Here is a 21662-nt window from a genome sequence, read left to right as displayed (position 1 = left end):
AATTCTGTTCCGCAACTGTTCTCTTACGCAGGGTCACTCCCTATTCGTCAGGCGCGTCCACGATCGGGTCGTAGCGCTCATCCTCGAAGCCCACCAGGTTCCAGGACTGGCGCATATGTGGCGGCAGCGGCGCGCTGACGTCGATAGTGCCCTTGCCGCGCGGATGCGGCAGCACGATGCGGCGCGCCAGCAGGTGCAGCTTGTTCTGGATGCCGCCGGGCAGCTCCCAATTGGCGATGTTGAAGTATTTTGGGTCACCGACAATCGGGTGCCCGATATGGGCGGCGTGCGCGCGCAACTGGTGGGTGCGGCCCGTGACCGGCTTCAGCGAAAGCCAGGCGAGCTTCTGCGCCGCGGTCTCAACCACGGCGTAATAGGTCACCGCATGCATCGCGCCGTCGTCGCCGTGCTTGGCGACAGCCATCCGCTGGTCGCCGTCATAGGCCTCCTCGCGGGCGAGATAGGTCGAGATCCGGCCCTGGCGCACGCGCGGCACGCCCGCCACCAGCGCCCAGTAAACCTTGCGGGCCGAGCGCGAGCGAAAGGTCTTGGCCAGCGTTGCGGCCGCAAAGCGCGACTTGGCGATGACCAGGCAGCCTGCGGTGTCCTTGTCGAGCCGGTGGACGAGCCTGGGCTTCTGGCCGTCCTTGCTCATCATCGAATCGAGCATCTGGTCGACATGGCGCGTGGTGCCCGAACCGCCCTGCACGGCGAGGCCGGCCGGCTTGTTGAGGACGATAACGTCGTCATCCTCGTAGAGCGTGATCGAGCGCAGGAATTCGAGCGTGTCGCCATCGGCCTTCGCCGAGCGCGGCCGCTGCTCCTGCGGGTCCAGCTTGAGCGGCGGGATGCGCACGGTCTGGCCCTCTTCGAGCCGGTCCTTGCTGTCGGCACGCTTGCCATTCACGCGCAGTTCGCCCTTCCGGACAATGCGCTGGATATGACTGAAGGACAGCTGCGGAAAGCGGTTCTCGAGGAAGCGGTCGATCCGCATCTCGTTCTCGTCGGCCGTCACAACGAGTTGCTGCACGCCGGTCGCCAGAACCTGCGCCGTCTCGGCCTTGATCTCGGCACGCGTCGGCGCGTCTGTCACGGGAGGCTTGCGCGGGACGGGTCTGCGCGGCCCCGCAGCCTTCGGGACCGGATGATGCGGCGCCGGATTGCGCGTCGGCTCGGTGCGAACGACCTCCTCCTCGCGCGCCGGCCTGGAGCGGCCGGCAGCGCGCGCAGGTCCTCGCGCACCCTCGGGGCGCTTGCCGCGTGGCGCGCCCGACGCCGGCGGACGTCCGCCGCGCTTGGAGCCGTTGCCGCCCCTCGGTGCGCTACTCTTGGGGCCGCCTGGCCCCCTGCTACCAGTCCTCATGCCAGTCCCCTGATGATCGCGAGCCCGCCGATCAGCGCGGCGATCGACACTGCGACCGAACCAAAAACATAAGCCAACGCCAACACGGCTTCGCCCCGCTGCCAGAGCAGGACCGCATCGAGCGAAAAGGCCGAAAACGTCGTGAACCCACCCAGCACGCCCGTCGTCAGGAAGAGCCTGAGATCCTGTGGCACGCCTTCGCCCGCCTTGAAGGCGAACCAGCCGGCGACCAGCCCCATCAACCCGGAGCCGACGATGTTGATCACCAGCGTACCGACGGGAAATCCCATACCCAGCCATTTCGGCGTAGCAAGATTGACGCCGTGCCGCAGCACGCCGCCGATGCCAGCGCCGAGAAAGACGAGTGCGGAGGAGATCATCCCAGTGGAATAGAGTGCGTTGTTGCTGCGCACAAACGAAATCCACTGCCCGCGAGCGCGGCCATGGCTATTACGCAGCGTCGCGGGCGCAGGCTGTGGCGCCGCCTTGTGAATACGTCCCAGCGGGATCACGGATATCAAGGCACCCGGCAGCCCGTCTGCCGGACAGTGCTGCCATAGACCGCTCAGCCGACAGGCAATTCGTAGGGAAACCGTATATTTAACAGTAGCTTGCCAGAAGACCCTGAATCGACTGCGCAGCCGAGCGAGGCGCGTCGTGGACCGGATCACGGCTGGCGACGGCCGCGCAGCCAGGGAACGACGTAGAGCTCGAATGCGATCGTCAGCACGACGAATACCAGGGCTACCGCAAAGGCGATAACCCAGTAGGCGGCATCGTCCTTGGACACGAACCAGCCCGCGACCAGCGATGGAACGATGAGGACAAGGCGTGCGAGCAGTTGCATGTCGGGTATCCGTTGGTCGTCAGGCTATGAATGGCCGGTGCACCGATTGGCAACAGATGCCGGCCAAAGGCAAGGCCGTGTCGGCGCTAGCCGCCCCGCTCCTGCCTGAGCTTCTCCCAGTATTCCAGCCTCTTCCTGATCTCGCGTTCGAAGCCGCGCTCCGGAGGATCGTAGAAGAGCTGGCGTCCGAGCGCATCGGGCCAGTAATTCTGCCCCGAGAAGGCGTCGGGCGCATCGTGATCATAGGCATAGTCGGCGCCGTAGCCTTCCTGCTTCATCAGCTTGGTCGGCGCATTGAGGATGGTCTTGGGCGGCATCAGCGAGCCTCGCTCGGCGGCAACCCGGCGCGCGCTCTTGTAGGCCATGTAGGCCGCATTCGATTTGGGCGCGGTAGCGAGATAGATCACGGTGTTGGCGAGCGCGAGCTCGCCTTCGGGCGAGCCCAGTTGCTCGAAGGTCTCGGCGGCCGCCCGGGCATGAACGAGCGCCTGCGGATCGGCGAGCCCAATATCCTCCACGGCCATCCTGACGAGCCTCCGCGCCAGGAAGCGCGGATCCTCCCCGGCATCCAGCATGCGGGCGAAATAATACAGCGCCGCGTCCGGGTCAGAGCCACGGATCGTCTTGTGCAGGGCAGAGATCAGATTATAGTGGCCATCCTGCGCCTTGTCGTAGATCGGCGCGCGGCGCTGGATCACTTCGGCAAGGCCTGCCTCGTCGAAAACCTCGTCGGGCTTGGCGGCACGCCAGAGCTCTTCCGCAAGCGTCAGCACGGCGCGACCGTCGCCATCGGCAAAGCGCGCCAGCGCCTCCCTCGCCTCAGGCGTCAGCGGCAACTGGCGGTTTTCCAGCAACTCGGCTCGCCCAAGCAGGAACAGCAGCGAGCCCTCGTCGAGCGACTTGAAGGTCAGCACACGGGCGCGCGACAAGAGCGCCGCGTTGAGCGCGAAGGACGGGTTCTCGGTCGTCGCGCCGACGAGCGTGATCGTGCCGTCCTCCATCACGGGCAGGAAGGCGTCGAGCTGGGCGCGGTTGAACCGATGGATCTCGTCGACGAAGAGCAGCGTGCCCTTGCCGCCAAGCCGCCGCCCGCGCGCCGACTCGAAGACCTTCTTGAGATCGGCGATACCGGAGAAGATCGCGCTGATCTGCTCGAAGCCAAGATCGACCTGCCCTGCCAGCAGGCGAGCGACGGTGGTCTTGCCCGTCCCGGGCGGACCCCAGAAGATCAGGCTGCCGAGCGAGCCCGAGGCGACGAGCCGCGTCAATGCACCCTCGGGCCCCGTCAGATGCTCCTGGCCGGCAACCTCGCCCAGGGTCTTGGGCCGCAGCCGGTCGGCAAGCGGACGCGGGCCCGATTTGTCCAGGCCCGATCCAGCGAACAGATCGCTCACCCCGGGAATACCGAGGTGATGACCTGCCCGCCCCGCGAGATCGTGACCTCCCAGGCGCGCTTGCGCTCCTTCACGGCGGTCTCGATATCGCGTGAGCGTTCCATGCGCTCGCCATTCAACGCTTGCACGAGGTCGCCCTTCTGGAAGCCCACGCGGGCGGCCATGCTGTCGGGCTCGACCTCGCTGACGACGACGCCCTCATTGGCGGTGTCGATCGCCAGTTCCTCGGCAACGGCCGGCGAGAGGTTCATCACGGTCAATCCCGTCAGGGGCGAGCGTCCAGCCAGCGCCACAGCCTCGCGCGGCCGGGTTTCCGGCGCCGGGATCAACTTGACCGGCAGCACGACCTTGCGGCCCCCGCGCAGCACGGTGATCGAGGTCACGCCGCCAAGCGGACGCGTCGCGAAGCGATAGCCGAACGCCTCGGGGTCATCGACGTTGACGCCATCGACCGCGAGGATCACGTCGGAGCGCTTCAGCCCTGCCTCGGCTGCCGGTCCCTTGTCGACCGTGCTGGCGACAACGGAGCCTGCCGGCCGGTCGAGCCCGAGCCCTTCCGCAACCTCCGTGGTCAGGGATTGCAGCTTGGCGCCGAACCAGGGACGACGGACCGTCGTCGCACCGGCCTTGGCGCTTTCGACGACGACGCGGACCATGGCAGAGGGAATCGCAAAGCCGATGCCGACGCTGCCGCCGGAGCGCGAGAAGATCGCGGTGTTGATGCCCACGACGCGGCCCTGCATGTCGACCAGCGCACCGCCGGAATTGCCGGGATTGATCGCGGCATCGGTCTGGATGAAGGATTGGGAATCGCCGACGCCGATCTGCGTCCTGGCCAGAGCCGAGACGATGCCCTGGGTGACGGTCTGGCCGACGCCGAACGGGTTGCCGATCGCGAGCACGATATCGCCGATCTCGACCTTGTCGGAATCCGCGAGCTCGATCGCCATCAGGTCCTTGGCACCCTTGAGCTTCAGCACCGCGAGATCGGTGCGCGGGTCACGCAGCAGGATCGTCGCCTCGACCTCGCGCTTGTCGGCGAAAGCGACCTTGACCTCGCTCATGCCCTCGATAACGTGGTTGTTGGTGACCACGAGCCCGCCGGCATCGACGACCACTCCGGAGCCGAGCGAGCGCTGCACGCGCTCACGCGGCACGCCGAACCCGCCATCGCCGAAGAAGCGCTTGAAGAACGGGTCATCCATGAAGGGGTTCTGCGGCCGGCGCTCGACCCGGGCGCCATAAACATTGACGACGGCCGCCGCGCTCTGGCGCACGATTGGCGCGAAGGACAGCGACATCTGCTGACGCGTCTCCGGCACCTGCTTTGTCTGGGCGAAGGCTGTCGAGGGGAATGGCAAGGTCGCAAGTGCCAGGACGGCGTAAGCGACGATACGGCGTTTTGCGCCGGGCATGCGGAATCTCCTCTGCGGCTACGAACTGCGTCGAGAGATAGGCCGATCACACGGCCTTTTCCAGACATCTCCGCGTCGTGTCATCGATCATCGTCTCCGACACACCCCTTCCCCGCATGACCCCGGAAACGCAAAAGGGCGACCCGAGGGCCGCCCTTGAGAATATCGCTGTCAGGCGAAACAGCCTCAGGCCGCTTCGTCTTCCGCTGTGAACTGCACCGGGCCCGAATCCTTGCCCTTGGCGTCGACGTCGCGATCGACGAACTCGATCACGGCGAGCGGGGCGTTGTCGCCGAAGCGGAAGCCGGCCTTCATGATGCGGAGGTAGCCGCCGTTGCGCTCCTTGTAGCGCGGGCCGAGGACCGCGAAGAGCTTGCCGACCAGGGCGACGTCCTTGATCTGCGCGATCGCCTGACGGCGGGCATGCAGGTCGCCGCGCTTGGCGAGCGTGATCAGCTTCTCGACGACCGGACGCAGGTCCTTGGCCTTCGGAAGCGTGGTGGTGATCTGCTCGTGCTTGATCAGGGCCTGGGACATGTTGGCGAACATCGCCTTACGATGCTCGACCGAGCGGTTGAAACGACGACCGCGAAAACCGTGACGCATGGGAGTGGCTCCTTAAGTTGCTTACGGCCGCCGTGCCACGGTACGGCCGTCCTTTATGCTCCGGCGCTCATGCGCCGGGCGGGATAGGCTGGCGCGGAACGGGTCCGCGCCGGCGCGATCAATAATGTTCTTCGAAGCGCTTTGCCAGCTCTTCGATGTTCTCCGGCGGCCAGCCGGTCACGTCCATGCCGAGGTGGAGGCCCATGGTGGCGAGCACTTCCTTGATCTCGTTCAGCGACTTGCGGCCGAAGTTCGGGGTGCGCAGCATCTCGCCCTCCGACTTCTGGATGAGGTCGCCGATATAGACGATGTTGTCGTTCTTCAGGCAGTTCGCCGAACGTACCGAAAGCTCGAGCTCGTCGACCTTCTTGAGCAGTGCCGGGTTGAAGGGCAGCTGCGGCGCGGTCGAGACGGTCTCTTCCTTGCGCGGCTCTTCGAAGGTGATGAAGACGGCCAGCTGGTCCTGAAGGATGCGGGCGGCCAGCGCCAGAGCGTCCTCAGGGGTCACCGAGCCGTTGGTCTCGATGTTGAGGGTCAACTGGTCGCGATCGAGGTTCTGGCCCTCACGGGTGTTCTCGACGCGATAGGAGACCTTCTTGACCGGCGAATACAGGCTGTCGACCGGGATCAGGCCGATCGGCGCATCTTCCGGACGGTTCTGCTCGGAAGGAACGTAGCCCTTGCCGGTGTTGACCGTGAACTCCATGCGGATCTCGGCACCGTCGTCCAGCGTGCAGAGCACGAGGTCGGGGTTCAGGATCGACACGTCGCCGATGGTGTTGATGTCGCCGGCGGTGACGGTGCCCGGACCCGACTTGCGAAGGGTCATGCGCTTGGGACCCTCGCCCTGCATCTTGACGGCGATCGCCTTGATGTTGAGCACGATGTCGGTGACGTCCTCGCGGACGCCCGGGATCGAGGAGAATTCATGCAGCACGCCGTCGATCTGGACGGCGGTGACAGCCGCGCCCTGGAGCGACGACAGCAGCACGCGACGCAGCGCATTGCCGAGCGTCATGCCGAAACCGCGCTCGAGCGGACGCGCAATGACGGTGGCCAGACGCTTCGGGTCGTCTCCGACCTTGATCTCGAGCTTGTTCGGCTTTGACAGATCCTGCCAGTTCTTGCTGATCACGACCGCACTCCTGGTGCTTGAATTCAATGGCGGCGGCGGGCCGCCCCGGACAGGCTCCCGCCGGTGCGGAAGCCCGAGAATCGGGAGCTAAGACATGATGCCGGCTGGCGGCGTCATGTCTTGAGATCAGACGTCAGACGCGACGGCGCTTGCGCGGGCGGCAGCCGTTGTGCGGGATCGGCGTCACGTCGCGGATCGAGGTCACAGTGAAGCCGGCGGCCTGCAGTGCGCGCAGGGCGGACTCACGACCCGAACCGGGACCGGTCACTTCGACTTCCAGCGTGCGCATGCCGTGCTCGGCAGCCTTGCGGGCGGCGTCTTCGGCGGCAACCTGCGCGGCATAGGGAGTCGACTTACGCGAACCCTTGAAGCCCATCGTGCCGGCGGAGGACCACGAGATCGTGTTGCCCTGGGCGTCGGTGATGGTGATCATGGTGTTGTTGAACGAGGCGTTCACATGGGCGACGCCGGAGACGATGTTCTTGCGTTCGCGACGACGGACGCGTTGGGCTTCTTTTGCCATAGTAAGGTGATCCTTCAGGCGCGCCCGTTATGCCAGGCGCTGGGGATGCCGCCTGCCCGCTGGGCGGACAGGACGGCGAGAGAAAGCGGGCCGCAAGGGCCCGCCGAATTACTTCTTCTTGCCGGCGATCGGCTTCGCCTTGCCCTTGCGGGTACGCGCATTGGTATGCGTGCGCTGGCCGCGGACAGGAAGCGAGCGACGATGACGCAGGCCGCGATAGCAGCCCAGATCCATCAGGCGCTTGATGTTCATCGAGACTTCGCGACGCAGGTCGCCCTCGACGAGATAGTCGCGATCGATGGCTTCGCGGATCTGGAGCACCTCGGCGTCCGAGAGCTGGTTGACGCGGCGCTCATCGGCGATACCGACCTTGGCGCAAATCTCCTTGGCCTTGGCCAAGCCAATGCCGTGGATGTACTGAAGGCCGATGACGACGCGCTTGCCGGTCGGAATGTTAACGCCCGCGATACGAGCCATGGTCTCTTCTCCATGTTAGCCGAGGCGCCCGATGGCGCGGCGGCGGGTGAAAATAACCTCGCGCCGGTGGAGGCCGGCCTCTGCGAGGCGTTGAACGGGTCCAAGCGGGAATACGACGCCATGCCTTCTCGCGAAGGCGTCGGCATCGCCACATGGAACCGGATGGGGCTCGTTAATCGCTTGAGCGCCACGAGTCAACCGCGGTTTGCGCAGGCGGACCGGAAAGCGGCCGCCTGCGCAGTTATAGCAGCTCTAGCCGCCTGTCACTTGCTGACCAGGCTGCATTTGCTCTCGGACAAGGGAGCGATGATCTCGGCAGCGGGAATGCTGCGGACGATCTTGAAGAAGTCCCACGCATTCTTCGATTCGGCGGGCGACTTCACCTCGGCAAGGTACATGTCGTTCATCAGGCGGCCGTCGGCGCGGATCTTGGCACCCGGCGCGAAGAAGTCATCGACCGCAGTCTCCCTCATCTTGGCGGCGACCGCAGGGCCCGCTGCGCTGCCTGCGGCCTTCACGGCGCGCAGATAATGCAGCACCGAGGAGTAGACGCTGGCGTGGATCATCCCCGGCATCGACTTCGTCCGCGCCAGATAGCGGTCGGCCCAGTCGCGGCTCGCCTTGTCCCGGTCGTGGTAATAGGCGGTGGTGGTAATCAGGCCCTTGGCCTTGTCGAGTCCGAGCCCCTTCACGTCGCTGAGCACAATGACCATCGCGGCGAGCTTCTGCCCGCCATCGACGATCCCGAACTCGCCGGCCTGCTTGACCGAGTTGATCGTGTCGGTGCCGGCATTGGCGAAGGCGACGATCTTGGCTTTGGAGGCCTGCGCCTGCAGTAGATAGGACGCGAAATCCGCAGAGCCCAGCGGATGCCGAACGGAGCCCAGCGTCTTGCCGCCGTTCTGGCCGACGATCGTCTGGATGTCGGCCGAGAGCTGGTGGCCGAAGGCATAATCGGCCGCGATGATGTACCAGCTGTCGCCGCCTTCCCGCAGGACGGAGAGTGCCGTTCCCTTGGCCGAGGTCGCGGTGTCGAAGGTCCACATGAAGCCCGTCGCCGAGCAATCCTCGTTGAACAGGCGCGTCGTCGCGGGACCGTTGAACAGCGCAACCTTCTTGCGCTCGTTTGCGATGCCGGCCACGGCGAGCGCGACCGCCGAATTCGTCAGGTCCGCGATGGCAGTGACCCCGTCGGCATCATACCAGCGCCGCGCCAGGCCGGCTGCTATATCGGGCTTGTTCTGGTGGTCGGCGGCGACGAGCTCGATCGGCTTGCCCAGAACCGTGCCGCCGAAATCCTCGATCGCCATGCGCGCGGCTTCAACCGAGCCCAGCCCGCCGAATTCGGCGTAGTTGCCCGACTGGTCGTTCAGGACGCCGATCTTGACCGCGTCCTGCGCGCGCGCCACCGCCGACGGCAGCACCGCCAGCGACATGGCCATCAGCATCGATGACAGTACCCTCATGCGCGTCTCTCCCTTGCGTAGCCGCGCTGCGGGGAAAGCTCGTGCTTCGCTCCGCGCACCGCCATTGCCGCCTTGTGGCGGATTAAGGAGAGGACATCGCCTGGGGCCTGCCATGTCAACGCGGCCTGTGGGGAAGAAACCGCTTATGCGACCGCCCAAAAACGCACGAGGCCCCGCATCTGGTTGAGATGCGGGGCCTCGATAAAGTTCAGTTCGAAAACCGGCGGAACAAGCCGCCGCGATCAGGCGCCCGAGAGCGCCTTCTCGATGGCAGTGCTGACAGCGTCGATCGGCTGCATGCCGTCGATCGGGGTCAGCTGGCCCCGCTTCTCGTAATAGGGCGCGACCACCGCGGTATCGCGATTGTAGGCCTCCAGGCGTACCTTGAAGACCTCCGGGTCGTCGTCCTTGCGAACGGGCTGGCCGGCGGCTTTGGCCTCCTCAGCGCGCCTGACGATCCGGTCGACGAGCTTGCCCTGGTCGACCTTGAGCTCGAGCACGGCATCCAGGTTCATCTTCTTGGAGGCGAGCATCGCGTCGAGCGCCTCGGCCTGCGCCAGCGTCCGCGGGAAACCGTCCAGGATGAAGCCCTTCTTCGCGTCCGGCTCCTCGATGCGGTCGGCAACGATGCCGATGACGATCTCGTCGGAGACCAATCCCCCCGCATCCATCACGGCCTTCGCCTTGACGCCCACCGGGGTGCCGGCGGCAACCGCGGCGCGCAGCATGTCACCGGTCGAGAGCTGCGGGATGCCGTGCTTCGCGACGATGCGCGCGGCCTGAGTGCCCTTCCCCGCCCCGGGCGGCCCCAAGAATATCAGTCGCATCAGCGCTTCGACCCCCTCAACTTCGATTTCTTGACCAGCCCTTCGTACTGATGGGCCAGCAGATGGCCATGGACTTGCGCCACGGTATCCATCGTCGTCGTCACCACGATCAGCAGCGAGGTGCCGCCGAGCAGGATAATCGGAATCTGAGCATAGGTGATCATGAACTCAGGGATAAGGCAGACGATCGTCAGGTAGCCCGCACCCAGCACCGTGATGCGGGTCAGGATCCGGTCGATGTGCTCGGCGGTGCGCTCGCCGGGGCGGATGCCCGGCATGAAGCCGCCATGCTTCTTGAGGTTGTCTGCCGTCTCGACCGGGTTGAAGACGATCGCGGTGTAGAAGAAGCAGAAGAAGATGATCAGCGCCGCATAGAGGAACATGAACAGCGGCCGGCCATGGGCCAGATAGGTGGCCATCGTCGACAGGAAGCCCGTGCCGCCCGAGGCCTGCGAGAAGCTGGCGATGGTGGTCGGCAGCAGCAGCAGCGACGAGGCAAAGATCGGCGGGATAACGCCGGCGGTATTCAGCTTGAGCGGCAGGAAAGAGGTCTGACCCTCATACATGCGGTTGCCGACCTGGCGCTTGGGATAGTTGATCAGCAACCGGCGCTGGGCGCGCTCCATGAACACGCAGAAGGCGATGACGCAGATCGCCATGACCAGGATCAGCAGCAGCAGGCCGGTCGAGATCGCGCCCTGACGGCCGAGTTCGAGGGTCTGCGCGAGCTGCGACGGGAATTCGGCGATGATGCCCGAGAAGATGATCATCGAGGTGCCGTTACCGATGCCGCGGCTGGTGATCTGTTCACCGAGCCAAAGCAGGAACATGGTGCCGCCGACGAGCGTGATCGTGGTCGAGAGCAAGAAGAACGGACCCGGATCCATGACGAGATTGCCGGAACCCTGCAGACCGACGCCGATGCCGTAGGCCTGGAAGATGGCCAGGACGAGCGTCAGGTAGCGGGTGTACTGGTTCAGGATCTTGCGGCCCTGCTCGCCTTCCTTCTTCAGCGCCTCGAAGGTCGGGACCACGCTGGAGAGCAGCTGGACGATGATCGAGGCCGAGATGTACGGCATGATCGCCAGCGCGAAGATCGCAAGACGGCCGACAGCGCCGCCCGAGAACATGTTGAAAAGGCCCAGCACGCCCGACTGCGTCTGCTTGAACAGATCCGCGACTGCGTCGGGGTTCATGCCCGGCAGTGGGATATAGGTGCCAAGCCGATAGATGATCAGCGCGCCTAGCGTAAACCAGATCCGCTTCTTGAGCTCGTCGGCCTTGGCGAAGGCGCCAAAATTGAGGTTTGCCGCAAGCTGTTCAGCCGCCGATGCCATGCGTCCGGTCCCTGGGTCGAAAGTCGCTCATTGAAGCCCGCAATCCTCCGGAATGCGCGTCGCGCCATCCGGCATCGGGCTCAGTCAAACAGTCGAACGGCGGCCTGGGCTTCTGGCCCGGCCGCCGTTCGCAAGCGCTCATGTAAGCGCTAGATTCACGCCTGTGAAGCGGTCGCAAGAATCTTGATCGAACCGCCGGCCTTTTCGATGGCCTCGACGGCCGACTTCGAAGCACCGTACACCTCGAAGGCAAGCTTCGAGGTCAGTTCGCCGACGCCCAGAATCTTGACGCCGTCCTTGGCCTGGCGGGTGATCACACCGGCGGCGACGAGCGCCTCGATGGTCACGGTGCCCTTGGCATCGAGCTTGCCGGCCTCAACCGCCTGCTGGATGCGACCGAGGTTTACCTCGTTCAGATCCTTGGCGAAGAGGTTGTGGAAGCCGCGCTTGGGCAGGCGACGATACAGCGGCATCTGGCCGCCTTCGAAGCCCTTGACCGCGACGCCAGAGCGGGCCTTCTGACCCTTGACGCCACGACCACCGGTCTTGCCCTTGCCGGAACCGATACCGCGGCCGACACGGATGCGCGACTTGTGGGCGCCTTCGTTGTCACGAATTTCAGTGAGTTTCATCGGACGATTCTCCTCACTTCGCGTCGACGACGCGCACGAGGTGCCTGACCTTATCGATCATGCCCCGTACGGCAGGCGTATCGACCAGGGTCGACTGCCGGCGGATCTTGTTGAGGCCGAGACCGATCAGGGTCTGGCGCTGCGATGCCTCGCGGCGGATCGGGCTTCCGATCTGCTCGACGACGACGGTGGTTTCAGCTTTTGCCATGATGCCACCCTCACGCTTCGGCCACGGCATCGGTGCCTGCATCGCGGCGACGCGTCTGCAGGGCCGAAACCTTCAGGGACCGGCGCGCAGCGACGCCGCGCGGGCTGTCCTCGTTCTTCAACGCGTCAAACGTCGCGCGAACGAGGTTGTAGGGGTTCGAGGAACCGAGCGACTTGGACACGACGTCCTGCATGCCGACTGCCTCGAAGACCGCGCGCATCGGGCCGCCGGCGATGATGCCGGTACCAGCCGGAGCCGCGCGCAGCACGACCTTGCCAGCGCCGTGACGGCCCTGGACGTCATGATGAAGCGTACGGCCTTCGCGCAGCGGAATGCGGACGAGACCGCGCTTGGCGGCTTCAGTCGCCTTGCGGATCGCTTCCGGCACTTCACGGGCCTTGCCGTGGCCGAAGCCGACGCGGCCCTTCTGGTCGCCGACGACGACGAGCGCAGCGAAGCCGAAGCGACGCCCACCCTTCACCACCTTGGCGACGCGGTTGATGTGGACCAGCCGGTCCACGAATTCTGAATCGCGCTCTTCCCGATCGCGATCACGAGGCTCTCTCGCCATTGTAGTCCCTCTTACTTGCGCAGCCGGTCGCTCAAAGGCGCCGCCGCTCGCTCGAGCGTCCCGAATGGGACGACGTTAAATGCGTCGCATGGCGGACCACTCGGGTCCGCCATGCGACGCCTGGATAGGCCTTAGAAGTTGAGGCCGCCCTCGCGGGCCGCCTCGGCCAGCGCCTTGACGCGGCCATGATACATGTAGGAACCGCGATCGAAGACCACGTCCTTCACGCCTGCCTTGATGGCGCGCTCGGCGACGAGCTTGCCGATCGCAGTCGCCGCCTCGACATTCGCGCCCGACTTGATGTCGCCACGGATGTCCTTGTCCAGCGACGAAGCCGAAGCGAGGGTGACCCCCTTCACGTCGTCGATGACCTGGGCGTAGATCTGCTTGCCGGTGCGATGCACCGACAGGCGAGCGCGGCCATTGGCGACCGCCTTGATGGCGCGGCGGACGCGGAACCGACGGCGCGCAGTGTTTTTTGTCTGCTTGCTGCTCATGGCGATTACTTCTTCTTCCCTTCCTTGCGGAAGATGAATTCGCCGGCGTACTTGACACCCTTGCCCTTGTAGGGCTCGGGACCGCGGTAGCCGCGGATCTCGGCTGCGGTTTGACCCACAACCTGCTTGTCGATGCCGGTGATCACGATTTCCGTCGGCTTCGGCGTGACGATCGCGACCCCTTCCGGGATCGCATAGTCGATGTCATGGCTGAAGCCGAGCGACAGCTTGAGCACCTTGCCGTTGACGGCGGCCTTGTAGCCGACGCCGTTGATCTCGAGCTTCTTCTCGAAGCCCGCAGTCGTGCCGATCACCAGGTTGGCGATGCGAGCGCGCGACGTGCCCCAGAGCGACCGGGCCACCTTGCTCTGCGAGCGCGGCTGCACGGCGATGGAACCCTCTTCCATCGAAACTGAGACGTCGTCGGGAACCACGAAGGACAACTCGCCCTTGGCACCCTTGATCTTAACCACCTGGCCGGCGACGTTGGCGGTGACGCCAGCGGGAACCGGAACAGGCTTTTTACCGATACGAGACATTGGATTTCTCCTGAAAATGAGCGGCGCGGAAGGTCAGAAGACCTTGCAAAGCACTTCGCCGCCCACGTTCTGCTCGCGGGCAAGATGATCGGGCATCACACCCCTCGGCGTAGAAATGATGGTCACGCCAAGGCCGTCGGCCACGCGGGGCATCGTTTCCACCGAAGAATAGACGCGGCGGCCGGGCTTCGACACACGCGAGATCGACCGGATGACCGGCTGTCCCTCATGGTACTTCAGCTCGATGTCGAACTCGGTCCGGCCGTTGCCGAACTCGGTCTGGGTGTAGCCGCGGATGTAACCCTCGGACTGAAGCACGTCGAGGACGCGAGCCCTCAGCTTCGAACCGGGCGTCGAAACGCGCGACTTACGCCGCATCTGCGCATTGCGGATGCGGGTCAGCATATCTCCAAGCGGATCAATGATCGCCATGTTGCTTACTCCTTACCAGCTCGACTTGACGAGGCCGGGAACCAGCCCCTTGTTGCCGAGCTCGCGCAGAGCAATGCGCGACATCTTCAGCTTGCGATAAACAGCGCGGGGACGACCCGTCACTTCGCAGCGGTTGCGCACCCGGTTAGGAGCCGAGTTGCGCGGCAGTTCGGCCAGCTTCAGGCGAGCGAGGAAACGCTCGTCCATGGACTGGGTGTTGTCATTGGCGATCGCGAGAAGACGTGCACGCTTGCCGGCGAATTTCTTCACAAGGGCCTTGCGGTGGTTGTTGTTCTCGACGGAGCTTTTCTTAGCCATCGATATCTCCTGGTTTCCGCGTATGAGCGGTTAAGCTCACTGCCGGAACGGGAAGTTGAAGTGCTTCAGCAAGGCGCGTGCCTCGTCGTCCGACTTTGCAGTCGTGCAGACGATCACGTCCATACCCCACACGGCGTCGACCTTGTCGTAGTTGATCTCAGGGAACACGATGTGCTCCTTGATGCCGAGCGCAAAATTGCCACGCCCGTCAAACGACTTCGGATTGAGGCCGCGGAAGTCGCGAACACGCGGCAGAGCAATGGTGACGAGCCGATCAACGAACTCGAACATCTTCGTCTTGCGCAGCGTGACCTTGCAGCCCACCGCCATGTTTTCGCGCAGCTTGAAGCCGGCGATCGCGAGGCGGGACTTGGTGATGACCGGCTTCTGGCCGGCAATCAGTGCGAGGTCGCCAGCGGCGTTGTCGACCTTCTTGCGGTCCGCCGTAGCTTCGCCAACGCCCATGTTGATGACGATCTTCTCGATCGTCGGCACTTCCATGACGTTCTTGTAGCCGAACTCGGCGATCATCGCGGGACGGACGACGTCCTCGTAATGCTTCTTCATGCGCGGCGTAAGGGCCGCCTGCTGCTGATTATCAGCCATCGATCAGATCCCCCGAACGCTTGGCGAAACGGACCTTGCGGCCGTCATCCAGAACCTTGAAGCCAACGCGGGTCGGCTTGCCGTCCTTCGGATCGGCAACTGCCAGGTTCGACAGGTCGATGGTGGCCTCCTTGGAGATGATGCCGCCCTCGGACTGTGCCGAAGCCTTGGTGTGCTTCTTGACCATCATGACGCCACGCACGATGGCGCGGGCATCCTTCGGGATGACCTGGAGCACTTCGCCGGACTTGCCCTTATCGCGGCCAGCCAGCACGACGACCTTGTCGCCCTTCTTGATTTTCGCAGCCATCAAAGCACCTCTGGCGCAAGCGAGATGATCTTCATGTGGTTCTTGGCGCGGAGTTCGCGCGGAACCGGTCCGAAGATACGGGTGCCGACAGGCTCCTTCTGGTTGTTGATCAGCACGGCCGCATTGCGGTCGAAACGGATCACCGAACCATCGGCGCGCTTGACGTCCTTGGCGGTGCGAACGACGACCGCCTTCATGACGTCGCCCTTCTTCACGCGGCCACGGGGAATTGCTTCCTTGATCGAAACGACAATGATGTCGCCAATGCGGGCATAGCGCCGCTTCGACCCGCCGAGAACCTTGATGCACATCACGCGACGGGCGCCGGAATTATCCGCGACCTCGAGATTCGTCTGCACCTGGATCATGGCCTTGATCCTTCCATATGCGTATCAGCGCGGTTTCCGGATCGGCATTAGCGCCGATCGGACTACGGCTGACGGGGGTCGATCGCCCCCTGGCCTCAAACAAAGCATGATCCGCAAAAGTGACGCGCACTTCTGCGGGTGACATGCCTTACCAAATTCACTTCACACCTGCCCCGATTCGTTCGGCCGGAGCCGAACGTCGGGAGCACGTGTGTCTTACGCTTTTGGAGCGTTKTCGAGCACAACCCAGCTTTTCAGCTTGGAAATCGGCTTCGACTCCTCGATCCAGACCTGATCGCCGACCTTGGACACCTGCGCCTCGTCGTGGGCGTGGTAGTTCTTGGTGCGGCGAACCGTCTTCTTGAGGAGCGGGTGCGTATACCGCCGCTCGACCTTAACCACAACAGTTTTATTTTGCTTGTCGCTGACGACGACGCCCTGCAGCACGCGCTTCGGCATGGTTGAAACTCCTCAGGCGGTCGCGGCGACGGTCTTCGACCGCTGCAGCGTCTTGATGCGGGCGATATCCTTGCGGACCTCGGTCACTCGAGCAGTGTTCTCGAGCTGGCCGGTGGCGCGCTGGAAACGCAGGTTGAACTGCTCCTTCTTGAGCTTCAGGAGTTCGTCCTGGAGCAGATCCACGCTCATGGCGTTCAGGTCGGACAGGCGTTTTGAAGTCTTCATGTCGTCCTCCCTTACTCAGCGATGCGCTGGATGAAGCGGGTCTTGATCGGCAGCTTGGCTGCGCCGAGGCGCATGGCCTCGCGCGCGGTATCCTCGGGCACGCCGTCGATCTCGAACATGATCCGACCCGGCTTGACCTTGGCTGCCCAGAATTCAGGCGCGCCCTTGCCCTTGCCCATGCGGACTTCGGTCGGCTTCTTCGACACCGGAACGTCTGGGAAAATACGGATCCAGACGCGGCCGGCGCGCTTCATCGCACGAGTGATCGCGCGGCGAGCCGCTTCGATCTGACGCGCCGTAACGCGCTCCGGCATCAGGGCCTTGAGGCCGAACTGGCCGAAATTCAGCTCCGTACCGCCCTTGGCGACGCCCGAAATGCGCCCCTTGAACTGCTTGCGGAACTTCGTCTTCTTTGGTTGCAACATGGCTCTTCTCGATCAGCCTTACGCGGCATGGTCGCGACGTTCGCGACCGCCGGAGCGGCCACCTTCGTCCGACATGCGCTTGTCCTGGGCCATCGGGTCGTGTTCGAGGATCTCGCCCTTGAAGATCCAGACCTTGATGCCGCACGTCCCATAGGTCGTGAAAGCGGTGCCGACGCCGTAATCGACGTCTGCGCGCAGCGTGTGCAGCGGAACGCGACCTTCGCGATACCACTCCAGACGCGCGATTTCAGCACCGCCGAGACGGCCCGAGCAGTTGATGCGGATGCCTTCGGCACCGAGACGCATGGCCGACTGAACGGCCCGCTTCATGGCGCGACGGAACGCAACGCGGCGCTCGAGCTGCTGGGCGATCGAGTCGGCGACCAGCGTGGCGTCGATCTCAGGCTTGCGCACCTCGACGATGTTGATCGTCACATCGGCCTTGGTGAGCTTCATCACCGACTTGCGCAGCTTCTCGATGTCGGCGCCCTTCTTGCCGATCACCACGCCCGGACGAGCCGAGTGGATGGTGACGCGGCACTTCTTGTGGGGGCGCTCGATGATGATCTTCGAGACAGCAGCCTGCTTCAGCAGCTTCATGAGGGCGGCGCGGATGGCCATGTCCTCATGAAGAAGCTTGCCGTACTCACCCTTCTGCGCGAACCAGCGCGAATCCCAGGTGCGGTTGATGCCGAGGCGAAGCCCGATCGGATTGATTTTCTGACCCATCGTTCTCTCCTCAGGCCTTGGCCGCAGCGACTTCGCGCACGATGATCGTGATGTTCGCGAAGGGCTTCAGGATGCGGGCGCCACGGCCACGGGCACGAGCGTGGAAACGCTTCATGACCAGGGCCTTGCCGACGAAGGCCTGCGCAACGACCAGGTCGTCGACGTCGAGATCATGATTGTTCTCGGCGTTTGCGATGGCGCTCTGCAGGCACTTGCGGACGTCCAGCGAGATCCGCTTGCGCGAGAACTCGAGGTCGGCCAGTGCGGTGGAGACCTTCTTGCCACGGATCATCTGGGCGAGGAGGTTCAGCTTTTGCGGGCTGACACGAAGGTTGCGGGCAACCGCGACGGCTTCATTGTCAGGCAGCGCACGGGGGGCGGATGGCTTTCCCATGGCTTACTTCCTCTTCGCCTTCTTGTCGGCGGCGTGGCCGTGGAAGGTGCGCGTCGGCGAGAACTCGCCGAACTTGTGGCCCACCATTTCCTCGGACACATTCACCGGCACATGCTTGTGGCCGTTGTAGACGCCGAACGTCAGACCGACGAACTGCGGAAGGATCGTGGAGCGACGGCTCCAGATCTTGATGACTTCTTGCCGGGCCGCCGAACGGGCAACCTCGGCCTTTTTCAGAAGGTATCCGTCGACAAACGGACCTTTCCAAAGCGAACGCGCCATGACGGACCTCAGTTCTTCTTCTTGCGGGCGTGACGGCTCGACACGATGAACGTATCGGTCCGCTTGTTCGAGCGGGTCTTCTTACCCTTCGTCGGCTTGCCCCAGGGGGTGACCGGGTGACGACCGCCAGAGGTACGGCCTTCGCCGCCGCCGTGGGGATGGTCGACAGGGTTCATCGAGACGCCGCGGTTATGCGGACGACGACCGAGCCAGCGCGAGCGCCCTGCCTTGCCGTCATTCCGGTTCATGTGGTCGGGGTTCGAGACCGCGCCCACAGTCGCATAGCAGAGGCCGCTGATCAGGCGCTGTTCGCCCGAGTTCAGACGGATGATGACGTAGCCCTGGTCGCGACCGACGATCTGGGCGTAGTTGCCGGCGGAACGAGCGAGCTGCCCGCCCTTGCCGATCTTCAGCTCCAGATTGTGGACGATCGTGCCGATCGGCAGCGAGCCCATGGGGGCGGCGTTGCCGGGCTTCACGTCGACCGACGGACCCGAGATCACGCTGTCACCGACAGCAAGACGCTGCGGAGCCAGGATGTAGGACTGCTCGCCGTCCTGATACTTGATCAGGGCGATGAAGGCGGTGCGGTTGGGATCGTACTCGATCCGCTCCACGACGGCCGGGATGCCATCCTTGCCGCGACGCTTGAAGTCGATCAGGCGCAGCGTGCGCTTGTGTCCACCGCCGCGGAAGCGGACGGTGATGCGGCCGGTGTTGTTGCGGCCGCCCGAGGACGAAAGTCCCTCGGTCAGCGCCTTGAGCGGCTTGCCCTTATAGAGCTCGCTGCGGTCGACGATCACGAGCTGGCGAAGGCTCGGCGTGGTCGGCTTGAAACTCTTCAAAGCCATGATGCAGATCCTCCCTTCACAGACCCGTGGTCACGTCGATGGAATGACCATCTTCGAGAGTCACGATTGCCTTCTTGACGTCCGAACGCTGTCCGAGACGACCACGGAAGACCTTCATTTTGCCTTCGGTGACGAGCGTGTTCACGCTCTTCACCTTGACGTCGAACAGCTTCTCGATCGCTGCCTTGATCTGCGGCTTCGTCGCAGTCTTGGCAACCTCGAAGACGACCTTGTTGTGCTCGGAGAGCATCGTCGCCTTCTCGGTGATCACCGGGCTACGAATGACGTCGTAGTGCCGGGGATCCAAGTTCTTTTCAACCTGGCTCATTTGAAGCGCGCCTCCAGCGCATCGACAGCCGAGCGCGTCAGCACAAGCTTGGTGCGACGCAGGATGTCATAGACGTTGATGCCCTGGACCGGCAGGACGTCGACGTTCGGGATCGAACGCGCGGCCAGGCCGAAGTTCGTATCGATCTCGGCGCCGCCGATCACCAGCGCGCTGGACAGGTCCAGCTTGCTGAAATGGCCGAGCAGCAGCTTGGTCTTCGGCTCGGAGAGCTTGGCATCATCGATGATGATGATTTCCGAACCCTTGGCCTTCGCCGAGAGCGCATGGCGCAGAGCCAAAGCGCGGACCTTCTTGGGCAGGTCATGCGCATGGTCGCGCACGATCGGACCGAAGGCCTTGCCGCCGCCGCGGAACTGCGGAGCAGACGCTGCGCCGTGACGGGCGCCGCCGGTGCCCTTCTGCTTGTAGATCTTCTTGCGGGTGCGGTCGACTTCCGACCGGCCCTTGGACTTGTGCGTTCCGGCGCGACGCTTGGCGAGCTGGTAGCGCACCATGCGGGCCAGGATGTCGGCGCGCGGCTCGAGGCCGAAGATCGCATCCGACAGCTCGACGGAACCGGCGTTACCGCCTTCGAGAGTGGTGATATCGAGTTTCATCACGCGTTCTCCTCGGCAGTCTCGGTTGCGGGAGCCTGCGTGCTGTCGCCAGCCACCTTGAACTTGCCCGGAAGCGGCGCATCCTTGGGCAGAGCGCGCTTGACGGCGTCGCGGATGTGGATCCAGCCGCCGGCATGGCCGGGGACGGCGCCTTCGACCAGGATCAGGCCGCGCTCGGCGTCCGTCTGGACGACACGCAGGTTCTGCGTGGTGACGCGCTCGGTGCCGAGGTGACCAGGCATCTTCTTGTTCTTGAAGGTCTTGCCCGGGTCCTGACGGCCACCGGTCGAACCGATCGAACGATGCGAGACCGACACGCCGTGCGTGGCGCGCAGGCCGCCGAAGTTCCAGCGCTTCATACCGCCGGCAAAACCCTTGCCGAGCGTGTTGCCGCTGACATCGACGTACTGGCCGACGACGAAGTGGTCGGCCGTCAGTTCGGCGCCGACCGGGATCAACGCGTCGTCGCTGACGCGGAACTCGACGATCTTACGCTTGGGCTCGACCTTGGCGACGGCGAAGTGGCCGCGCTCAGCCTTCGAGACGTTCTTGACCTTGGCCAAGCCCGACCCGAGCTGCACGGCGACGTAGCCGTTTTTCTCGATCGTGCGATGCGCGACAACCTGACAGTTATCGAGCTTCAGCACGGTGACCGGGATATGTTCGCCGGCATCCGTGAAGATGCGGGTCATCCCGACTTTCTGTGCAATCACACCGGAACGCATCGGTGCATACCTTCCATTGGGGTCGTACTCATCCTGCCGAAATGCAGGAGGCAGAGGACCCGGCTAAATTTAAGATTCGAACATTGTCTGTCGAAGGGGCGTCTTTGCCCCTTCCCGAGACGATGGTCAACTCAGAGCTTGATTTCGACGTCGACGCCGGCGGCGAGATCAAGCTTCATCAGGGCGTCGACCGTCTGCGGGGTCGGGTCGACGATGTCGAGAACCCGCTTGTGGGTCCGCATTTCGAACTGCTCGCGCGACTTCTTGTCGATGTGCGGCGAGCGGTTGACCGTGAACTTCTCGATGAGTGTAGGCAGCGGGATGGGGCCGCGAACCTGAGCGCCCGTCCTCTTTGCGGTCGACACGATCTCGCGCGTCGAAGCGTCGAGGATGCGGTGGTCGAACGCCTTGAGGCGGATCCGGATATTCTGACCGTTCATGGTCTTGTGTTCTCCGTGACGTGAAAAGGCGATGTGCCCGGAGGGGCCATCGCCCTCACGAAAACGCGTTACGCGATGATGCTTGCGACGACGCCGGCACCGACGGTGCGGCCGCCTTCACGGATGGCGAAGCGCAGCTTCTCTTCCATCGCGATCGGCACGATCAGGTGCACTTCCATGGCGATGTTGTCGCCAGGCATGACCATCTCGGTACCCTCGGGCAGGTGCACCACGCCGGTCACGTCCGTCGTGCGGAAGTAGAACTGCGGGCGGTAGTTGGTGAAGAACGGGGTGTGGCGACCGCCCTCCTCCTTGG

The 21662-nt window shown here is 64.1% G+C and carries 34 protein-coding genes; all 34 read right to left on the bottom strand.

Going from position 1 to position 21662, the window contains the following annotated elements:
* Positions 1-40: 40 nt before the first annotated feature.
* Complete coding sequence (locus AC1D2L_RS22930; RefSeq protein WP_476848215.1) at positions 41-1363, bottom strand: RluA family pseudouridine synthase; 1323 nt, start codon at positions 1361-1363, stop codon at positions 41-43.
* Positions 1360-1743 carry a fluoride efflux transporter CrcB gene (crcB, locus tag AC1D2L_RS22925; protein ID WP_476848272.1) on the bottom strand — a complete coding sequence of 128 codons (384 nt, stop codon included), beginning with the start codon at positions 1741-1743 and terminating at the stop codon, positions 1360-1362. The genes AC1D2L_RS22930 and crcB overlap by 4 nt, the downstream gene beginning before the upstream one ends.
* A 287-nt stretch (positions 1744-2030) precedes the next feature.
* Positions 2031-2210: a hypothetical protein gene (locus AC1D2L_RS22920; protein ID WP_476848214.1), complete on the bottom strand. Its 180-nt coding sequence runs from the start codon at positions 2208-2210 to the stop codon at positions 2031-2033.
* Positions 2211-2296: 86 nt separating this feature from the next.
* On the bottom strand, positions 2297-3604 hold the full coding sequence (locus AC1D2L_RS22915) for a replication-associated recombination protein A (RefSeq protein WP_476848213.1): 1308 nt from the start codon (positions 3602-3604) through the stop codon (positions 2297-2299).
* A complete protein-coding gene (locus AC1D2L_RS22910) occupies positions 3601-5019 on the bottom strand; it encodes a Do family serine endopeptidase (protein ID WP_476848212.1) in 1419 nt (472 codons plus the stop codon). The genes AC1D2L_RS22915 and AC1D2L_RS22910 overlap by 4 nt, the downstream gene beginning before the upstream one ends.
* Positions 5020-5205: 186 nt before the next feature.
* A complete protein-coding gene (gene rplQ / locus AC1D2L_RS22905) occupies positions 5206-5625 on the bottom strand; it encodes a 50S ribosomal protein L17 (protein ID WP_476848211.1) in 420 nt (139 codons plus the stop codon).
* 118 nt (positions 5626-5743) lie between these two features.
* A complete protein-coding gene (locus tag AC1D2L_RS22900) occupies positions 5744-6760 on the bottom strand; it encodes a DNA-directed RNA polymerase subunit alpha (protein ID WP_476848210.1) in 1017 nt (338 codons plus the stop codon).
* 133 nt (positions 6761-6893) lie between these two features.
* Positions 6894-7283 carry a 30S ribosomal protein S11 gene (gene rpsK / locus AC1D2L_RS22895; protein WP_043237079.1) on the bottom strand — a complete coding sequence of 130 codons (390 nt, stop codon included), beginning with the start codon at positions 7281-7283 and terminating at the stop codon, positions 6894-6896.
* Between the two features lie 108 nt (positions 7284-7391).
* Entirely contained in the window at positions 7392-7760 is a 369-nt protein-coding gene (gene rpsM / locus AC1D2L_RS22890) for a 30S ribosomal protein S13 (protein WP_476848209.1), read from the bottom strand.
* 263 nt (positions 7761-8023) lie between these two features.
* Complete coding sequence (locus tag AC1D2L_RS22885; protein WP_476848208.1) at positions 8024-9226, bottom strand: ABC transporter substrate-binding protein; 1203 nt, start codon at positions 9224-9226, stop codon at positions 8024-8026.
* Positions 9227-9468: 242 nt separating this feature from the next.
* A complete protein-coding gene (locus AC1D2L_RS22880) occupies positions 9469-10053 on the bottom strand; it encodes an adenylate kinase (protein ID WP_476848207.1) in 585 nt (194 codons plus the stop codon).
* Positions 10053-11390 (bottom strand): preprotein translocase subunit SecY, encoded by a 1338-nt coding sequence (gene secY / locus AC1D2L_RS22875; protein ID WP_476848206.1) that lies wholly within the window; start codon positions 11388-11390, stop codon positions 10053-10055. The genes AC1D2L_RS22880 and secY overlap by 1 nt, the downstream gene beginning before the upstream one ends.
* Positions 11391-11545: 155 nt before the next feature.
* Positions 11546-12022 carry a 50S ribosomal protein L15 gene (rplO, locus tag AC1D2L_RS22870; RefSeq protein ID WP_476848205.1) on the bottom strand — a complete coding sequence of 159 codons (477 nt, stop codon included), beginning with the start codon at positions 12020-12022 and terminating at the stop codon, positions 11546-11548.
* 13 nt (positions 12023-12035) lie between these two features.
* On the bottom strand, positions 12036-12230 hold the full coding sequence (rpmD, locus tag AC1D2L_RS22865) for a 50S ribosomal protein L30 (RefSeq protein WP_476848204.1): 195 nt from the start codon (positions 12228-12230) through the stop codon (positions 12036-12038).
* Between the two features lie 10 nt (positions 12231-12240).
* Positions 12241-12801 (bottom strand): 30S ribosomal protein S5, encoded by a 561-nt coding sequence (rpsE, locus tag AC1D2L_RS22860; RefSeq protein WP_476848203.1) that lies wholly within the window; start codon positions 12799-12801, stop codon positions 12241-12243.
* 131 nt (positions 12802-12932) lie between these two features.
* A complete protein-coding gene (rplR, locus tag AC1D2L_RS22855; RefSeq protein ID WP_476848202.1) occupies positions 12933-13298 on the bottom strand; it encodes a 50S ribosomal protein L18 in 366 nt (121 codons plus the stop codon).
* 5 nt (positions 13299-13303) lie between these two features.
* Positions 13304-13837 (bottom strand): 50S ribosomal protein L6, encoded by a 534-nt coding sequence (gene rplF, locus AC1D2L_RS22850; protein ID WP_476848201.1) that lies wholly within the window; start codon positions 13835-13837, stop codon positions 13304-13306.
* Positions 13838-13870: 33 nt separating this feature from the next.
* A complete protein-coding gene (gene rpsH / locus AC1D2L_RS22845) occupies positions 13871-14269 on the bottom strand; it encodes a 30S ribosomal protein S8 (RefSeq protein WP_476848200.1) in 399 nt (132 codons plus the stop codon).
* 12 nt (positions 14270-14281) lie between these two features.
* Positions 14282-14587 (bottom strand): 30S ribosomal protein S14, encoded by a 306-nt coding sequence (rpsN, locus tag AC1D2L_RS22840; RefSeq protein ID WP_476848199.1) that lies wholly within the window; start codon positions 14585-14587, stop codon positions 14282-14284.
* 36 nt (positions 14588-14623) lie between these two features.
* A complete protein-coding gene (gene rplE, locus AC1D2L_RS22835) occupies positions 14624-15193 on the bottom strand; it encodes a 50S ribosomal protein L5 (RefSeq protein ID WP_476848198.1) in 570 nt (189 codons plus the stop codon).
* A complete protein-coding gene (gene rplX / locus AC1D2L_RS22830) occupies positions 15186-15503 on the bottom strand; it encodes a 50S ribosomal protein L24 (RefSeq protein ID WP_476848197.1) in 318 nt (105 codons plus the stop codon). The genes rplE and rplX overlap by 8 nt, the downstream gene beginning before the upstream one ends.
* Entirely contained in the window at positions 15503-15871 is a 369-nt protein-coding gene (gene rplN / locus AC1D2L_RS22825; RefSeq protein WP_054144259.1) for a 50S ribosomal protein L14, read from the bottom strand. The genes rplX and rplN overlap by 1 nt, the downstream gene beginning before the upstream one ends.
* 216 nt (positions 15872-16087) lie before the next feature.
* Positions 16088-16330 carry a 30S ribosomal protein S17 gene (rpsQ, locus tag AC1D2L_RS22820; protein ID WP_476848196.1) on the bottom strand — a complete coding sequence of 81 codons (243 nt, stop codon included), beginning with the start codon at positions 16328-16330 and terminating at the stop codon, positions 16088-16090.
* 12 nt (positions 16331-16342) lie between these two features.
* Positions 16343-16555 (bottom strand): 50S ribosomal protein L29, encoded by a 213-nt coding sequence (rpmC, locus tag AC1D2L_RS22815; protein ID WP_476848195.1) that lies wholly within the window; start codon positions 16553-16555, stop codon positions 16343-16345.
* Positions 16556-16566: 11 nt separating this feature from the next.
* Complete coding sequence (gene rplP, locus AC1D2L_RS22810; protein ID WP_476848194.1) at positions 16567-16980, bottom strand: 50S ribosomal protein L16; 414 nt, start codon at positions 16978-16980, stop codon at positions 16567-16569.
* 18 nt (positions 16981-16998) lie between these two features.
* Positions 16999-17709: a 30S ribosomal protein S3 gene (gene rpsC / locus AC1D2L_RS22805; protein ID WP_476848193.1), complete on the bottom strand. Its 711-nt coding sequence runs from the start codon at positions 17707-17709 to the stop codon at positions 16999-17001.
* Between the two features lie 10 nt (positions 17710-17719).
* Positions 17720-18103: a 50S ribosomal protein L22 gene (gene rplV, locus AC1D2L_RS22800; protein WP_476848192.1), complete on the bottom strand. Its 384-nt coding sequence runs from the start codon at positions 18101-18103 to the stop codon at positions 17720-17722.
* Between the two features lie 3 nt (positions 18104-18106).
* A complete protein-coding gene (rpsS, locus tag AC1D2L_RS22795; RefSeq protein ID WP_476848191.1) occupies positions 18107-18385 on the bottom strand; it encodes a 30S ribosomal protein S19 in 279 nt (92 codons plus the stop codon).
* Positions 18386-18393: 8 nt separating this feature from the next.
* Positions 18394-19236, bottom strand: a complete 843-nt coding sequence (gene rplB / locus AC1D2L_RS22790; RefSeq protein WP_476848190.1) for a 50S ribosomal protein L2 — start codon at positions 19234-19236, stop codon at positions 18394-18396.
* Positions 19237-19252: 16 nt separating this feature from the next.
* A complete protein-coding gene (locus tag AC1D2L_RS22785; protein WP_476848189.1) occupies positions 19253-19564 on the bottom strand; it encodes a 50S ribosomal protein L23 in 312 nt (103 codons plus the stop codon).
* Positions 19561-20181 (bottom strand): 50S ribosomal protein L4, encoded by a 621-nt coding sequence (gene rplD / locus AC1D2L_RS22780; RefSeq protein ID WP_476848188.1) that lies wholly within the window; start codon positions 20179-20181, stop codon positions 19561-19563. The genes AC1D2L_RS22785 and rplD overlap by 4 nt, the downstream gene beginning before the upstream one ends.
* A complete protein-coding gene (gene rplC / locus AC1D2L_RS22775; RefSeq protein WP_476848187.1) occupies positions 20181-20906 on the bottom strand; it encodes a 50S ribosomal protein L3 in 726 nt (241 codons plus the stop codon). The genes rplD and rplC overlap by 1 nt, the downstream gene beginning before the upstream one ends.
* 131 nt (positions 20907-21037) lie before the next feature.
* On the bottom strand, positions 21038-21346 hold the full coding sequence (gene rpsJ / locus AC1D2L_RS22770; protein WP_043237115.1) for a 30S ribosomal protein S10: 309 nt from the start codon (positions 21344-21346) through the stop codon (positions 21038-21040).
* Positions 21347-21414: 68 nt separating this feature from the next.
* Positions 21415-21662: EF-Tu C-terminal domain-related protein (locus tag AC1D2L_RS22765; RefSeq protein WP_476848186.1), on the bottom strand; the 248-nt coding region annotated here is incomplete at its 5' end.

Source organism: Allobosea sp. P1_B10, from assembly GCF_056406735.1.
This window is presented reverse-complemented; position numbering and strand designations above follow the sequence as displayed.

Excerpts from the sequence above, each read along its gene's own strand:
- rplD (WP_476848188.1), bottom strand. The coding sequence starts at position 20,181 with ATGAAACTCGATATCACCACTCTCGAAGGCGGTAACGCCGGTTCCGTC.
- rpsN (WP_476848199.1), bottom strand. The coding sequence starts at position 14,587 with ATGGCTAAGAAAAGCTCCGTCGAGAACAACAACCACCGCAAGGCCCTT.
- AC1D2L_RS22920 (WP_476848214.1), bottom strand. The coding sequence starts at position 2,210 with ATGCAACTGCTCGCACGCCTTGTCCTCATCGTTCCATCGCTGGTCGCG.
- rplF (WP_476848201.1), bottom strand. The coding sequence starts at position 13,837 with ATGTCTCGTATCGGTAAAAAGCCTGTTCCGGTTCCCGCTGGCGTCACC.
- rplR (WP_476848202.1), bottom strand. The coding sequence starts at position 13,298 with ATGAGCAGCAAGCAGACAAAAAACACTGCGCGCCGTCGGTTCCGCGTC.
- rpmC (WP_476848195.1), bottom strand. The coding sequence starts at position 16,555 with ATGAAGACTTCAAAACGCCTGTCCGACCTGAACGCCATGAGCGTGGAT.
- rplV (WP_476848192.1), bottom strand. The coding sequence starts at position 18,103 with ATGGGAAAGCCATCCGCCCCCCGTGCGCTGCCTGACAATGAAGCCGTC.
- AC1D2L_RS22785 (WP_476848189.1), bottom strand. The coding sequence starts at position 19,564 with ATGAGCCAGGTTGAAAAGAACTTGGATCCCCGGCACTACGACGTCATT.
- rplN (WP_054144259.1), bottom strand. The coding sequence starts at position 15,871 with ATGATCCAGGTGCAGACGAATCTCGAGGTCGCGGATAATTCCGGCGCC.
- crcB (WP_476848272.1), bottom strand. The coding sequence starts at position 1,743 with ATGATCTCCTCCGCACTCGTCTTTCTCGGCGCTGGCATCGGCGGCGTG.
- AC1D2L_RS22930 (WP_476848215.1), bottom strand. The coding sequence starts at position 1,363 with ATGAGGACTGGTAGCAGGGGGCCAGGCGGCCCCAAGAGTAGCGCACCG.
- rplO (WP_476848205.1), bottom strand. The coding sequence starts at position 12,022 with ATGAAACTCACTGAAATTCGTGACAACGAAGGCGCCCACAAGTCGCGC.
- rpsJ (WP_043237115.1), bottom strand. The coding sequence starts at position 21,346 with ATGAACGGTCAGAATATCCGGATCCGCCTCAAGGCGTTCGACCACCGC.
- rplB (WP_476848190.1), bottom strand. The coding sequence starts at position 19,236 with ATGGCTTTGAAGAGTTTCAAGCCGACCACGCCGAGCCTTCGCCAGCTC.
- AC1D2L_RS22885 (WP_476848208.1), bottom strand. The coding sequence starts at position 9,226 with ATGAGGGTACTGTCATCGATGCTGATGGCCATGTCGCTGGCGGTGCTG.
- rpsH (WP_476848200.1), bottom strand. The coding sequence starts at position 14,269 with ATGGCGATCATTGATCCGCTTGGAGATATGCTGACCCGCATCCGCAAT.
- AC1D2L_RS22910 (WP_476848212.1), bottom strand. The coding sequence starts at position 5,019 with ATGCCCGGCGCAAAACGCCGTATCGTCGCTTACGCCGTCCTGGCACTT.
- rplQ (WP_476848211.1), bottom strand. The coding sequence starts at position 5,625 with ATGCGTCACGGTTTTCGCGGTCGTCGTTTCAACCGCTCGGTCGAGCAT.
- rpsM (WP_476848209.1), bottom strand. The coding sequence starts at position 7,760 with ATGGCTCGTATCGCGGGCGTTAACATTCCGACCGGCAAGCGCGTCGTC.
- rpmD (WP_476848204.1), bottom strand. The coding sequence starts at position 12,230 with ATGGCAAAAGCTGAAACCACCGTCGTCGTCGAGCAGATCGGAAGCCCG.
- rplP (WP_476848194.1), bottom strand. The coding sequence starts at position 16,980 with ATGTTGCAACCAAAGAAGACGAAGTTCCGCAAGCAGTTCAAGGGGCGC.
- rpsC (WP_476848193.1), bottom strand. The coding sequence starts at position 17,709 with ATGGGTCAGAAAATCAATCCGATCGGGCTTCGCCTCGGCATCAACCGC.
- rplC (WP_476848187.1), bottom strand. The coding sequence starts at position 20,906 with ATGCGTTCCGGTGTGATTGCACAGAAAGTCGGGATGACCCGCATCTTC.
- rplE (WP_476848198.1), bottom strand. The coding sequence starts at position 15,193 with ATGGCTGATAATCAGCAGCAGGCGGCCCTTACGCCGCGCATGAAGAAG.
- rpsK (WP_043237079.1), bottom strand. The coding sequence starts at position 7,283 with ATGGCAAAAGAAGCCCAACGCGTCCGTCGTCGCGAACGCAAGAACATC.
- AC1D2L_RS22880 (WP_476848207.1), bottom strand. The coding sequence starts at position 10,053 with ATGCGACTGATATTCTTGGGGCCGCCCGGGGCGGGGAAGGGCACTCAG.
- rpsS (WP_476848191.1), bottom strand. The coding sequence starts at position 18,385 with ATGGCGCGTTCGCTTTGGAAAGGTCCGTTTGTCGACGGATACCTTCTG.
- secY (WP_476848206.1), bottom strand. The coding sequence starts at position 11,390 with ATGGCATCGGCGGCTGAACAGCTTGCGGCAAACCTCAATTTTGGCGCC.
- rpsE (WP_476848203.1), bottom strand. The coding sequence starts at position 12,801 with ATGGCGAGAGAGCCTCGTGATCGCGATCGGGAAGAGCGCGATTCAGAA.
- rplX (WP_476848197.1), bottom strand. The coding sequence starts at position 15,503 with ATGGCTGCGAAAATCAAGAAGGGCGACAAGGTCGTCGTGCTGGCTGGC.